This window comes from Flavobacterium hydrophilum (assembly GCF_003202405.1).
GTDB lineage: Bacteria > Bacteroidota > Bacteroidia > Flavobacteriales > Flavobacteriaceae > Flavobacterium > Flavobacterium hydrophilum.
Genome location: NZ_QJHL01000009.1, coordinates 83,590 through 97,718 on the forward strand (window position 1 = coordinate 83,590; position 14,129 = coordinate 97,718).

14 protein-coding genes are annotated in these 14,129 nt (G+C 33.1%); 9 read left to right on the forward strand and 5 right to left on the reverse strand.

Annotated features, from left to right (window positions below; all coding sequences use genetic code 11):
* The first annotated feature begins 42 nt into the window (after positions 1-42).
* Both DMB68_RS22785 and dnaG read left to right on the forward strand, forming a co-directional pair.
* On the forward strand, positions 43-1,083 hold the full coding sequence (locus DMB68_RS22785) for a hypothetical protein (RefSeq protein WP_110348932.1): 1,041 nt from the start codon (positions 43-45) through the stop codon (positions 1,081-1,083).
* A 125-nt stretch (positions 1,084-1,208) separates the two neighbouring features.
* Complete coding sequence (gene dnaG / locus DMB68_RS22790; RefSeq protein ID WP_110348933.1) at positions 1,209-3,239, forward strand: DNA primase; 2,031 nt, start codon at positions 1,209-1,211, stop codon at positions 3,237-3,239.
* Between the two features lie 77 nt (positions 3,240-3,316).
* Here the strand turns inward: dnaG and DMB68_RS22795 are convergent, their stop codons facing one another.
* Both DMB68_RS22795 and nadE read right to left on the reverse strand, forming a co-directional pair.
* Positions 3,317-3,946 (reverse strand): response regulator transcription factor, encoded by a 630-nt coding sequence (locus tag DMB68_RS22795; RefSeq protein WP_007810686.1) that lies wholly within the window; start codon positions 3,944-3,946, stop codon positions 3,317-3,319.
* A 91-nt stretch (positions 3,947-4,037) separates the two neighbouring features.
* Positions 4,038-4,844 (reverse strand): NAD(+) synthase, encoded by an 807-nt coding sequence (gene nadE / locus DMB68_RS22800; protein ID WP_110348934.1) that lies wholly within the window; start codon positions 4,842-4,844, stop codon positions 4,038-4,040.
* Between the two features lie 98 nt (positions 4,845-4,942).
* Here nadE and gldB point away from each other — a divergent pair, with 98 nt between their 5' ends.
* Positions 4,943-5,899, forward strand: coding sequence for a gliding motility lipoprotein GldB (gene gldB / locus DMB68_RS22805; RefSeq protein WP_110348935.1), 957 nt, complete (start codon positions 4,943-4,945; stop codon positions 5,897-5,899).
* Positions 5,899-6,234: a gliding motility protein GldC gene (gene gldC, locus DMB68_RS22810; protein ID WP_165830196.1), complete on the forward strand. Its 336-nt coding sequence runs from the start codon at positions 5,899-5,901 to the stop codon at positions 6,232-6,234. Before gldB ends, gldC begins: the two co-directional genes overlap by 1 nt.
* Before the next feature lie 44 nt (positions 6,235-6,278).
* On the opposite strand, the gene DMB68_RS22815 is transcribed toward gldC, so the two are convergent.
* From DMB68_RS22815 to DMB68_RS22825, 3 genes are all read right to left on the reverse strand, one after another.
* On the reverse strand, positions 6,279-6,905 hold the full coding sequence (locus DMB68_RS22815) for a hypothetical protein (RefSeq protein WP_124019466.1): 627 nt from the start codon (positions 6,903-6,905) through the stop codon (positions 6,279-6,281).
* A gap of 199 nt (positions 6,906-7,104) precedes the next feature.
* Entirely contained in the window at positions 7,105-7,725 is a 621-nt protein-coding gene (gene yihA / locus DMB68_RS22820) for a ribosome biogenesis GTP-binding protein YihA/YsxC (protein WP_110348937.1), read from the reverse strand.
* A gap of 43 nt (positions 7,726-7,768) precedes the next feature.
* A complete protein-coding gene (locus DMB68_RS22825) occupies positions 7,769-8,533 on the reverse strand; it encodes an alpha/beta fold hydrolase (RefSeq protein ID WP_110348938.1) in 765 nt (254 codons plus the stop codon).
* A 378-nt stretch (positions 8,534-8,911) separates the two neighbouring features.
* On the opposite strand from DMB68_RS22825, the gene mraZ reads away from it, so the two are divergent.
* The 5 genes from mraZ to DMB68_RS22850 are packed head-to-tail and all read left to right on the forward strand — an operon-like array spanning position 8,912 to position 14,091.
* Positions 8,912-9,385 (forward strand): division/cell wall cluster transcriptional repressor MraZ, encoded by a 474-nt coding sequence (mraZ, locus tag DMB68_RS22830; protein ID WP_110348939.1) that lies wholly within the window; start codon positions 8,912-8,914, stop codon positions 9,383-9,385.
* A complete protein-coding gene (gene rsmH / locus DMB68_RS22835; RefSeq protein ID WP_196783718.1) occupies positions 9,360-10,268 on the forward strand; it encodes a 16S rRNA (cytosine(1402)-N(4))-methyltransferase RsmH in 909 nt (302 codons plus the stop codon). The genes mraZ and rsmH overlap by 26 nt, the downstream gene beginning before the upstream one ends.
* A 15-nt stretch (positions 10,269-10,283) precedes the next feature.
* The gene (locus DMB68_RS22840; protein WP_110348940.1) at positions 10,284-10,631 is read left to right on the forward strand and encodes an FtsL-like putative cell division protein; all 348 of its coding nucleotides are present in this window, start codon (positions 10,284-10,286) and stop codon (positions 10,629-10,631) included.
* Complete coding sequence (locus tag DMB68_RS22845) at positions 10,622-12,631, forward strand: penicillin-binding protein (RefSeq protein WP_110348941.1); 2,010 nt, start codon at positions 10,622-10,624, stop codon at positions 12,629-12,631. The genes DMB68_RS22840 and DMB68_RS22845 overlap by 10 nt, the downstream gene beginning before the upstream one ends.
* The gene (locus DMB68_RS22850) at positions 12,628-14,091 is read left to right on the forward strand and encodes a UDP-N-acetylmuramoyl-L-alanyl-D-glutamate--2,6-diaminopimelate ligase (RefSeq protein ID WP_110348942.1); all 1,464 of its coding nucleotides are present in this window, start codon (positions 12,628-12,630) and stop codon (positions 14,089-14,091) included. The genes DMB68_RS22845 and DMB68_RS22850 overlap by 4 nt, the downstream gene beginning before the upstream one ends.
* The last annotated feature ends 38 nt before the right edge of the window (positions 14,092-14,129 follow it).

The window sequence follows — 14,129 nt, forward strand, 5'->3', positions numbered from 1 at the left end:
TAGTAATAACAACAATCATCAATCAAAAAATCAAAATCAATCATGAAAAATTTTACCATTTACCTCGTTATTTTAGTCTTTTTATTTGTCAGTAAAGTGCTGGGACAAGAAACTTTTGAATCAAGGGCAAAACAAATTGCAAATAAAATTGAAAAAATTACTAAAGAGGAAAAAGAAACCCTTAAAAAAGAAGTCGAAGAAATAAACGTACAGCTTTCAAACGGTGTAATTACCGGTGAACAGGCTGAAAAACGCAAAAAAGAACTGGCTGAGGCGAGAGCTGTAATTATCGAAGAGAAAGTAACCCTCGCACAAAATGAACTTAATGATTTGGTTCAGCAAAAAGTCGATGGAAAACTAAAAGAACAGGATTCTACAAAGAAAGGCAGATTAATAATTCATTGGGATAAAAACGATTGGCACAAAAAAGACTCGATTCGTGGAGAAAAAAGGACTACCTCCCAATTTGTTTTTGCAGCGGGTCTCAATAACATAATAGCAGATGGGGAACTGCAGGATTCTAATTATAAGTTTATGGGCTCACATTTTTACGAATGGGGTTTTACTTATAATTCACGATTAATGAAAAATGATAATTTGCTGCATGCCAAATACGGACTTTCGTTAATGTATAACAATATTCGTCCAACCAATAATCGCAGTTTTGTAGTAAACGGTGATCAGACCGAGTTAGTAGTCAATCCTGTAAATTTAAAAGAATCACGCTTTAGAAATGTATACTTAGTTGTGCCGGTTCATTTAGAATTTGATTTTACTAAACCTAAAGAAAGTAACGGAAATACTTATTTCAGAACCCATAAAAGTTTCCGTTTTGGAGTTGGAGGCTATGCCGGTATTAACGTAAAATCGAAACAAATTTTAAAATTTGAAGAAGATGATTTAAAATATAAAACCACAATAAAAGGCGAATACAATGTAAATAATTTCATTTACGGATTAAGTTCGTACATCGGTTACAAGGAATTGAGTTTGTATATGAAGTATGATTTGAATCCGTTATTTCAGGATAATTTAATTAAAGAAAATAATATTTCATTAGGTTTGAGATTTGATTTTAATTAAGAATGCAGTTTGGTTAGTTAATAGAAAGCACTTCGAAAGAGGTGTTTTTTTATGCTAAATCATTAAGTTTTAAAAGATGATTTACGTACTTTTACAGGCTCTCAACTTTAAAATATTTTTACATTTTGATTTCACAAAATACAATTGATACTGTTTTTGAAACTGCTCGTGTAGAGGAGGTTATTGGTGATTTTGTCAATTTAAAACGTGCCGGAAGTAACTTTAAAGGTCTGAGTCCATTCTCAGATGAGCGTTCTCCGTCGTTTATGGTGTCGCCTGCAAAAGGAATCTGGAAAGATTTTAGCACAGGAAAAGGAGGGAATTCTGTAAAATTCCTCATGGAACATTCACAATTTACCTATCCCGAAGCTATTCGGTACCTGGCCAAAAAATACAATATTGAAATTGAAGAGACAGAACAGACAGATGCAGAAAAAGCCATAACTGATGTTCGTGAAAGTATGTATCTGGTTTCAGAATTTGCTGCCAAATATTTTAATGATACACTTTTAAATTCTGAAGAAGGTAAAGCTATTGGATTATCTTATTTTAAAGAAAGAGGCTTTACAAATGAAACCATTAAAAAATTTGGATTAGGATATTCTCCTGAAACCTGGGATGCACTTACAAAAGAAGCATTAGGAAAAGGATACAAACTGGAATTTCTGGAAAGTACCGGTTTAACCATTGCAAGAGAAGACAGACCTTTTGACCGTTTTAAAGGACGTGTAATGTTTCCGATTCATAGTATGTCGGGACGGGTTTTGGGATTTGGAGGACGTATTTTAACTAATGACAAAAAAGCTGCAAAATACCTGAATTCACCCGAAAGTGATATTTACCATAAAAGTAAAGTGCTTTACGGAATTTTTCAGGCTAAACAGTCAATCGCTAAACAAAATAATTGTTATTTGGTTGAAGGTTACACTGATGTCATCCAGTTTAATCAGGCCGGAATTGAGAATGTAGTCGCTTCATCGGGAACAGCCCTGACACCTGATCAGATTAGGCTCGTAAATAGATTAACGAGAAATATTACGGTGCTCTTTGATGGTGATGCTGCAGGACTTCGTGCTGCAATACGTGGGATCGATTTGATTCTTGAAGAAGGAATGAATGTAAGGGTATGTGCATTTCCGGATGGAGAAGATCCTGATAGTTTTGCCAGAAAAAATTCGCATAATGATCTAGTAGCTTATCTGGAGAATAACAGTAAAGATTTTATCCAGTTTAAAGCTTCCATTTTGATAGGCGAAGCAAAAAACGATCCTATTAAAAAAGCCGATTTGATTCGCGATATGGTTACTAGTATTTCTAAAATTCCGGATCGCATCCAGCGTGAAGTATATGTTCAGGAATGCGCCCGAATTATGGATATTTCTGAGCAGGTGCTTGTAAGTACGCTCGCCCAGTTAACTCAAAAAGAGATTTCTGAAGCCGGTAAAAAACAAAAACAAGAACAAAAAGCTTTTGAAGTTCATAGAAATAATTATCCGCCGGATGACCCCAGGTATTACGATGACCCTACTTTTCCTGGAGATATGGAACAGCCGTCTGAAAAAACAGATATTTTGTACGGTTTAGAAAGAAAAATCATTGAAATTTTATTACTCTACGGAAGTGTTACAGAAAATTTTGAAGACGTTTTCTTAAAAGCTGATGAAGAAGGAAATGTAAAAGAGGTCACAGAAAAAAGGCAGTATAAAGTTTATGAGAAAGTTTACCTTAGTTTGCAGGAAGACGAGGTAGAATTATCAAATCAATTATTTCAAAATATTTTTAGTAATATAATTGATTTTTATAATCAGAGTGAGACTTTTAGCTTGGATAAATATTTGATGCACCTACAGCCTGAATTTGCTCAGGAAGTAACAAATATCTTAATGGAAGATGAAAGACTGACCATTCATAATTGGGAAGGACAGAATATTTTTCCAAAACACAAAAATGCAACTATAGAGCAGAATGTATCTGATACTATTTTTTCAATGAGATGGTATTTAATTTCTAAAATTATCCATGAATTAAAAAATACCTTGTTGAATGATCCGAAGGAAGACAATTCAGAAATATTATCGATGGTTGTTGATTATTCAAAGCTACTTAATAATTTTTCAAAAAAACTGGGTAGGGTTATCGTTCCTTATCATTCATAAAAAACAAAAGCTCTATATTGAAAAATATAGAGCTTTCACATTTCTGATTCGTTTAAGCAAATCAGTATGGCATTAATTTAAATGATTTCTAAAGTCTTAGCCTTATTAACCAGGTCAACTAAATTAGTTACATTCAATTTAGTCAATAGTCTTAGTTTATAAGTACTAATTGTTTTTTCGTTCAGGTTTAAAATTTTAGAAATTTCATTGTTTTTCTTACCGTCACTTAAGTAACGTAAAACTTCGATTTCACGGTTAGAAAGTTTTCTGTACAAACGTTCACTTTTGCTTTGCTTAGCAATAAGTGCCATGTTTTTACGTACAGTTTCGTTAATAATAACTTTTCCTTCGTGTACCTTAATAATTGAAACACCTAATGTTTCAAGTTTTTCTGTTTTGTGCACATACCCGGAAACTCCAGCTTTGATTGCATTAGGAGCGTACATTTGCTCGGCCAGATCGCTGAAAATTACAATTTTCGTTTTTGGGAAATTTTTCAGAATCGACTTAACTTCAAAGATGCTTGAAAGACCTTCTAATTCCAGATCCAGAATCAGGATGTCAATCTCCTTCGTTTGAAGAATGTCTCTTACCATTGAAAAATTACCTACGTTGGCGACAATTGAAATTTGGTCATGGTCTTTAAAATACGACTTAACGCCAAAGTGAGTCACAGGGTGGTTGTCTGCTAGACATACTTTAATCATAATTTTACCTTTTTAGAATTGTTCATTGTTTTTGGAGCTGTAAAATTAATAAATAAATTCTGTAGTTTATAGCTGACAAATGTTAAAAATTTTATTTTAACGTTTTTGGTATCATACACACAGGTATCTCTTCCATTTTATGCTTGTTGCTGGTGTTTAAACGTTTATAGATTTCAAAGACAGTTTTTTCTCTGCCGTTATAATCAGTAGCTGTATTTCCTGCTTCTTCGGCCAGCATTGCCCATTCGAGTTCGTCATAACTTGCACCTAATTGATCTTCATCGGTTCTGTTGTCGCCAAACAAACCATCTGTAGGAGCAGCTGTTAAAATTGAGTTTGGAATTGTTAAAAATTCTCCAAGTGCATAAACATCAGACTTCATTAAATCAGCAATCGGACTCAAATCAACTCCTCCGTCTCCGTATTTTGTATAAAAACCAACACCGAAATCTTCTACTTTGTTACCGGTACCTGCAACTAACAAACCATGAATTCCGGCTAAATAATATAAAGAAGTCATTCTCAAACGAGCACGTGTATTTGCTAATGATAAATTTATTTTCGCTTCTTCTTCTGAAGTAGGAACTGCATTTTTAAAAGCTTCAAAAGTTGCGGTTAGATCTGTTTGTACATCTGAAACATTTGGGAAACGTTTTTTTAATTGTTCAATATGTTCTTTTCCTCTTGAAACCTGACTTTCTGCCTGATGAATTGGCATTTCAACACATAGAACCTTTAAGCCGGTCTGAGCACATAAAGTAGAAGTAACTGCAGAATCAACTCCACCGGAAATTCCAATTACAAAACCATTTACTTTTGCATTCTCAGCATAATTTTTCAGCCATTCTACAATGTGAGCATTTACTTTTTCTGTTTGAATAGTGCTTTTTTTAGCCATAATAATTCAAGTTTTAAGATGTAGGGATGTATATTTGCACAAATATTTTTAAGTATATGTTTACTTAAGATAAGTAACACAAATCTAATTAAAATAAAATGAAAATATGTCGCTTTGTAGTGGTTCTGTCCCTGTTTTTTTTATCCTGTGATCAAAAAAATAAAGTAGAAAAAGCTGTTGAAGAAATTCCGGTTGATATTAAGGTAGAACGTTTTGATAAAGTTTTTTTTGAAACAAAACCGGAAGATTTAGCAAAAGTAAAAAAACAGTTTCCTTTCTTTTTTCCTGCAGGAAACGATGATGCTGTCTGGGTTCAAAAAATGCAGGAACCAATCTGGAGAGAAGTTTACACAGAGGTTCAGAAAAAATATTCAAATTTTGAATCTGTTCGTCAGGAATTTAACACGCTTTTTCAGCATGTGAAATATTACTTTCCAAAAACAAAAACACCAAAAGTTATTACAGTAATAGGCGAGATGGATTATAATGCTAAAGCTATTTATGCGGATAGTCTCGTTATTGTTGCACTGGAATTGTATTTAGGAAAAGAACATAGGTTTTATCAGTTTCCAGATTACCTGAAACAAAATTTTGAAGAAAAACAAATCATGCCGGATGTTGTTTCGAGTTTTGCATACAGAAATATTCCAGCTTATGACGATAAAAATCTGCTTTCTCAAATGATTTTTGAGGGTAAACAGTTGTATGCCAAAGATGTGCTTTTGCCGGAATATGCAGATGCTGACAAAATTGGCTACACACCCGAACAAATAAAATGGTGTGAAGAAAATGAAGCATATATGTGGCGTTATTTTATAGAAAAAGAAATGTTGTATAGTGTAGATCCTAAGCTAACAGCCCGTTTTATTGCTCCGGCTCCGTTTTCTAAATTTTATCTCGAAATAGATAATGATTCGCCGGGAAGGGTTGGTGCCTGGATTGGATGGCAAATGGTTCGTTCGTATATGAAAAATAATACTGTAACTTTGCCTGAATTATTAAAAACAAATGCAAAAGAAATTTTCGAAAAATCAAAATACAAACCTAAGAAATAATGTCAAATACAATAAACTCAGAAATTAAATTCAATATAGAATTAGACGAAAACCGTGTGCCTGAAAAACTAACATGGAGTGCTCAGGATGGTGGAGTTCAGGCAGAAGAAGCAAAAGCAATTATGTTGTCTATTTGGGACAGCAAAGCCAAAGAAACAATGCGAATTGATTTATGGACAAAAGACATGCCTGTTGATGAAATGAAAATTTTCTTTCACCAGACTCTAGTAGCGATGTCGGATACTTTCAAGCGCGCTACTGACGACGAAAAAATGTCAGATACAATGAAAGATTTCTGTGATTATTTTGCAGAAAAACTGGAATTGACCAAGTAAGACAAAATTCCAATAAATAAAATTTCAAATCCTATGATTTACAATCAGGATTTGAAATTTTTCTTTTCCTGATATGTAGGTAAACGTTTTTCAGGTTTGATTGCAATCTTTTTAATATCATTTATGATTTTCTTGTAGCAGCCCATTATTACTACTGTTGTTGGCTGGTTTGTAATACTAAGTTCTTCTTCAAGACATCCTCCGGCTGCTTTAGAGTAAATTATTTCGCCTTTATTCAAATCGTACACTTCTAAAATAACTTCAGCGTATGTCATTTGTTTTTTATAGTAAAAATGATTTTTAAATTCAAAATTACTAAACTCATTTTTCGCATTTTTACATTTTATATTTACGTAATAATCAGCATCAGCTCCCTTTTTTAGGTCCAAAATTGCTGATTTTTCTAATTTCAACGGAATTTGTTTCATTGCTAATTCTTTTCGTTCTGACATCGAATACTTTAATCTCCGTCCTAAGTATTTTGAAAAATCCGCCATGACAAAACGGGTTAGTTTTGTTTTTGTATTTTGATCAACTTCAATATCGCCGATAAGCCAGGTACCTTTAGAAAAATCCAAACTATTCAATCTGTCTGTACTATGTAAATAGTAGTGAGTGACATTACAGGAAGATAAGAGTAATAAAAGTAAAAAGTAAAGGGTTTTCTTCATAAAAGAATGAAATTAATTCGGGTCAAATATAATTTAAAAAAAGATAATGCCTTACGGTTATTCCGTAAAATAAAAAAAATCAGGTTCAAAGAATATTTATCAATAATAAAGAAATTCCAAACTACATATTTAAATGGAATTTGGAATTTTCATCTACGATTCTTCTTTTTTTTGGAAATTGGATCTGTAAGATTAGAATTTAAAATCCGGAGTTGTTTTTGAAAACTTCCTGATTTACGTCATCAATATAAGATAAAAGTTCTTCTTTTCCTGTTGATTCTGTTGATGAGGTTACAAAATATTGAGGCATTTCAGCCCAATTATTTGCAAACATTTGTTTTTTGTATGCTGCAATATGCGAATCTACTTTTACCTTGCTAATCTTGTCAGCTTTGGTGAAAATAATGCAAAACGGGATTTCGCTTTCGCCCATATATGACATAAATTCAATATCGATGTTTTGTGCTTCGTGACGAATATCAATCAAAACAAATGCACAAACCAATTGTTCTCTGGTTTCAAAATAATCTGTAATAAATTGCTGAAAAACAGATTTTGTTTTTTTGGAAACTTTCGCGTATCCATAACCTGGTAAATCAACCAAAAACCAATTGCTGTTAATTTTAAAATGATTGATTAGTTGTGTTTTTCCCGGACGCCCTGATGTTTTTGCTAAATTTTTATGATTAGTAAGCATGTTGATCAAAGACGATTTGCCTACATTTGATCTTCCTATAAAAGCATATTCCGGTAAAAATTCCTGCGGGCATTTTGCAACTTCAGAATTGCTGACAATGAATTCGGCAGTAGTAATTTTCATGTTTTTTAGTTTTAAAACCTTCTTAAATTCGAAAGTTTAGATGCTAGAAATTCTTTTTAGTAAGCCATTCTTCAAGAATTTCGTTGAATTCCTGAGGATGTTCCATCATAGCAGCGTGTCCGCATTTGTCTATCCAGTACAAAGTTGAATTAGGCAGTAATTTATCAAATTCCTCGGCAACATTTGGAGGTGTCACAGAGTCATTTTTACCCCAAATAATGCATGTTTCCACTGGCATTTTTGGTAAATCTTTGGCCATATTATGACGAATTGCGCTCTTGGCAATCGTTAATGTTTTAATCAGTTTAATGCGGTCATTAGCGGTTGCATACACTTCATCAATAAGTTCAGGAGTTGCAATTTTTGGGTCATAAAATACATCTTCAGCTTTCTTTTTGATGTATTCATAATCACCTCTTCTTGGATAACTGTCTCCCATTGCGCTTTCGTAAAGCCCGGAACTTCCGGTTATTACAAGGCCTGCTACTTTTTCAGGATATAATTTAGTGTGGTAAAGGGCAATATGTCCTCCTAATGAATTTCCTAATAAAATAACTTTATCAAAACCTTTAAAGTTAATGAAATCCTTAACGTATTTCGCAAAACTTTTCACGTTTGTTTTTAAAATACTCTGCGTATATATTGGCAAATCCGGAATAACAACTTTATATCCTTTTGTTGGAAAATATTGTGCTACACCATCAAAGTTACTAAGACCTCCCATTAATCCGTGAAGAATTACGATCGGAGTTCCTTCTCCAGCTTCAAAATAGCTGTATTTGCCTTCTTTTTTGTAGTGTTTGTCCATTTAATTTAATGCCAATTTCAATTTGGACAAATATAGGGTTTAATAAATAAAAATGAATTTTTGCTGTCATTTTTTAACTACATAATTTTAGTAGAATTTATAAATGTTTAAAAATCAGGTTTTAGAGTGCTTTTTGTTGAATTTTGAAAATGTTAAAATCATTGCATTATAATTGTTTTTTTAAGAGAATGACTATTTAATTTTTACAAATATTTCTTGAATTTATTTGTAAACTGATTAATGTGTAAAGTATTGATTGTCCATTAATTAAGTGAGAAGATGTGAAAGTGGGTAAACTTATCAACAAAGTGGTATATAGTGGTAAAATGTGGTAATATTTTTTATATTTTTGCTGTATAACATGTTAATGAGTTTTTCTTGAACACTATTGTAGGAACATATGAGTGTAAAGTCGATGCAAAAGGTAGGCTGATGATACCAGCGCCTTTGAAAAAGCAATTGACTTCGTCTCTTCAAAACGGATTTGTTTTGAAGCGCTCTGTTTTTCAACCGTGTCTGGAGTTGTATCCAATGGAAGAGTGGGATTTGATGATGCAAAAAATCAACAAACTGAATCGTTTCGTAAAAAAGAACAATGATTTTATTCGAAGATTTACCGCAGGAGTTAAAGTGGTGGAGATTGACGCATTAGGAAGATTGTTAGTTCCAAAAGATTTGGTTTCTTTTTCAAATATTTCAAAAGATGTGGTTTTTTCATCAGCGGTTAATATTGTGGAGATTTGGGATAAGGATTTATATGAAAAATCAATAAGCGGCGAAGATATGGATTTTGCAGATTTAGCTGAAGAAGTAATGGGAAATATTAATGACGACGACAATGGGATATCATAATCCGGTTTTACTTCATCCAACTGTTGATGGTTTAAATATTAAGCCTGACGGAATATATGTAGATGTTACGTTTGGCGGCGGTGGTCATTCAAAAGAAATTTTAAGAAGATTAGGGCCAAACGGAAAATTATTTGCTTTTGATCAGGATGAAGATGCATTGGCAAATGCCTTGCCGGACGAAAGGTTTACCTTAATTAATGAGAATTTCAGATTTATAAAAAGATTTCTTCGTTTTCACGGAGTAAAAAGTGTAGACGGAATTTTAGCAGATTTGGGAGTTTCGTCACATCAGTTTGATGTTCCTGAAAGGGGCTTTTCGACACGTTTTGATGCAGGACTGGATATGAGAATGAGCCAGAAAAATGATTTGAATGCATATCGTGTAGTGAATGAATATGATGATGCAAATTTAAGAAGAGTATTCCTGGATTATGGCGAGTTGAAAAATGCTCCGGCTTTATCAAGAACAATTATAGAGGCAAGGGAACATTACCCAATCAAAACGACTGATGAATTGAAGGAAGTTTTGGCAAAATATTTACCTGAAAGAGTTCGAAATAAAATTCTGGCTCAGATTTATCAGGCTATCAGGATTGAAGTAAATCAGGAAATGGATGTTTTAAAAGAATTTATAGAGCAATCATTAGAGATTTTAAAACCTGGTGGAAGGTTTTCTGTGATATCTTATCATTCCTTAGAAGACAGGCTGGTAAAAAGATTCATTAAAAATGGAATGTTTGAGGGTGAGCCGGAACGTGATTTTTTTGGAAATTTTTCTGTTCCGTTTAAAAGCATCGGTAAACTAATTGTTCCGGATGATGCAGAAATTAAAATAAACAACAGGGCCAGAAGTGCAAAACTAAGAGTGGCTGAAAAGATATAATATAATAGGTAGAAAATGAAAAGTGGCGTATTTAGCATATTAAAAGCAAGATTTCTGATTAACGATGACGCAATTAAAAACTGGAGATTCATTGTTTTTATCATTCTGCTTGCTATAATAATGATTGCGAATACCCAGCGATACGAACAAAAGGTGTTTGAAATTGCAAAACTGAATAATGAAGTAAAAGAATTGAGATCTGAATTTGTAGATCGACGTTCAGAGTTAATGAAGTTAAAAATGGAATCTACGATATCGAATAAAATGCTCGAAAAGCAAATTTTTCCATCAACTGTTCCTCCAACAAAAATAGAAGTTAAAAAAGAAGAAGAAAAAAGTTTCTTTAAAAGAATATGGCAGTAGACGATAAACATATATCCTACAGAATTTACCTCGTAGCAGTTTTCATCTTTTTGATGGCAATTGCTATTGTTGTTAAATTAACCAATATTCAATGGGTAGAAGGAGATTATTACAGAAAACTGGCAAAGCAGCGTACAGTTAGGAATTTTGTAATTCCGGCAAACAAAGGAAATATTTATTCTGCTGATGGAAGCTTACTGGCAACGTCAATACCTAATTATGAAATCCGATTCGATTCAAAAGCACCAAAAGAAGAAAATTTCGAAAAATACGTAAAACCGCTTTCAGATTCTTTGTCTTCTATTCTTGGAAGACCAAGTGGTTATTATCAAAATGAACTTAGAAAGGCGAGGCAAAATAAAAATCGTTATTATTTGATTGCCCGTAATTTAAGTTATACTGAGTATGTGAGAATCAAAGGATTTCCACTATTCAATTTAGGAGCTTTTAAAGGCGGAATTATCATTGAACAGGAAACAGTTAGAAAACACCCAATAGGGAAAATTGCCGAAAGAACAATTGGTTATGACCGAATTGATCCCGCAACCGGCGTAGAAGTCGGAAAAGGAATAGAATGGGCTTTTAAAAGTTATCTGAACGGAAAAGATGGTAAAATTTTAAAGCAAAAAATTGCTAAAGGCCAATGGAAACCAATTCGTGACATAAACGAAGTTGATCCGATTGATGGTTATGATGTAATTTCAACAATAGATGTTTTTATTCAGGATATTGCGCATCATGCACTTTTGAAGCAATTAGAAGATTACGAAGCTGATCATGGTTGTGTGGTAGTAATGGAAACAGAAACCGGTTACGTAAAAGCAATTTCAAATTTAGGAAGAGCAGAGGATGGATCCTATTACGAAACTACAAATTATGCTGTTGCTGAATCTCACGAGCCAGGTTCGACTTTTAAGTTGGTTGATCTAATGGCAATTTTAGAAGATAAGGTTGCAGATACAAGTACCGTTTTTGACAGTCATAATGGAGTGGTAAAATATTACGGCCGCAGCGTCCGTGATTCGCACAATGGAGGTTACGGAAAAGTGTCTTTAGCACGCGGATTTGAACTTTCTTCAAATACAGTTATGGTGCAGGCGGTTTATGATAATTACAAAAGTAATCCGTCAAAATTTGTAAATCATATTAGAAATTGGGGATTGGATAAAACTTTAGGCTTGCATTTTAAAGGAGAAGGAAGACCAATTATTCCGCATCCGGGAGATAAGAGCTGGTCAGGAACTACACTTCCCTGGATGGCTTTTGGTTACAATGTTTCGGTTACGCCAATGCAGACTTTAACATTTTATAATTCGGTTGCTAATAATGGTGTAATGGTAAAACCACAATTCGTTTCTGAAATTAAAGAGTGGAATAAAACAATCAAGAAGTTTGATACAGAAATAATAAACCCAAAAGTTTGTTCGGAAGAAACCCTTAAAAAAGTAAAAGCTGTATTGCAGAATGTCGTTAAAAAAGGAACAGGTTCTAAGTTGTATTCAAAAGATTTTTCGATGGCAGGAAAAACAGGAACAGCTCAGATGAATTATGGAGGAAAAGAGGGGAAATCAGCGTTGTATTATGCATCTTCTTTTGTTGGATATTTTCCGGCAGATCATCCAAAGTACTCTTGTATTGTGGTAGTTCATAAACCTAATACATCAAAAAATAATTATTTCGGAGCTGATGTTGCAGGGCCGGTTTTTAAAAGAATTGCTCAAAAGATTTTTACTGATGCACCTTCAACAAATAAAATTAAACGTTTGGATTCTAAAATTGCAAAGCAGGAAACCAGCTATGATAAATTTGATGTTGAATCAAGAAAAAAAACAAACGCTGTTCCTAATTTAAAAGGAATGCCGGGAATGGATGCTGTTGCTTTACTGGAAAATTTAGGTTTGAAAGTAAAAGTAAACGGAGTAGGAAAAGTGAAGAATCAATCGATTCAGGCAGGCCAGAATATTAATAAAAATACAATAATAGTATTAGAATTATCGTGAAAATACTAAAAGACATATTATATAAAGTAGCTATTGAATCTGTTATAGGTTCAACGGATATTGCTATCCAAAAAATAGATTTTGATTCAAGAAAAATTGAAGAAAATGATGTTTTTATAGCCATTCGCGGAACCCTTTCAGATGGTCACGATTACATTGGAAAAGCCATTCAGTTAGGTGCGACTGCTATTATTTGCGATACCTTACCGGAAAATATTGAAAAAGGGATTACATACATTCAGGTAAAAGATACCAATACGGCTTTGGCTTTTATGGCTGCAAATTATTTTGAAAATCCTTCTGAAAAATTAAAATTGGTTGGAGTAACCGGTACAAATGGTAAAACAACCATTGCTTCTTTATTATTTCAATTATTTCAAAAAGCGGGTTTTAAAGTTGGTTTGCTCTCAACAGTCAAAATCATGGTTGATGAAACAGAATATAAAGCAACTCATACAACACCGGATTCAATTACAATTAATCATTATTTGAATGAAATGATTGAGGCTGGAGTAACGCACTGTTTTATGGAAGTGAGTTCACACGGAATTCATCAAAAAAGAACAGAAGCATTGCATTTTGTTGGTGGAATTTTTACAAATCTTTCTCATGATCATTTAGATTACCATCCAACCTTCGCAGAATATAGAGACGTTAAAAAGTCATTTTTTGATTCATTGCCCAAAACCGCTTTTGCTTTATCAAATATTGATGATAAAAACGGTACAGTAATGCTGCAAAATACAGTAGCTAGAAAATTTACGTATGCCCTAAAAACATATGCAGATTTTAAAGCGCAGATTTTAGAAAGCCAATTATCAGGTTTGTTATTAAAAGTAAATGACAATGAAGTTTGGGTTAAACTAATCGGAACTTTTAATGCTTATAACATTTTAGCTATTTATGGAACTGCAATCGAATTGGGCATAGATAGTCTTGAAGCGTTGCGGTTATTGTCTGATTTAGAGAGTGTTTCAGGACGTTTTCAGTATATAGTATCAGAAGGCAATGTTACTGCAATTGTTGATTATGCACATACACCTGATGCTTTGGAAAATGTTTTAAAAACAATTGATGACATCAGAACTAAAAATGAACAATTAATTACTGTAGTGGGTTGTGGCGGAAACAGGGATAAATCCAAAAGACCAATTATGGCACAAATTGCTGCAAATTTAAGTGATAAAGCAATTCTGACCTCTGATAATCCGAGAAATGAAGATCCTGAAGTGATTTTGAATGAAATGGAAGAGGGAATTGAAGCTCATAATTATAAAAAAATCCTGAGAATTACAGATAGAAAGCAGGCTATTAAAACAGCTTGTCAATTAGCACAGTCAAACGATATTATTCTAATTGCAGGTAAGGGACATGAAACGTATCAGGAAATAAATGGTGTTCGTTATCATTTTGATGATATGGAAACGGTAAGAGAAATTTTGGAACAACTAAGAAAATAAAAAAATAGAAATTCCAAAATCCAATTAACGTTGGAGTT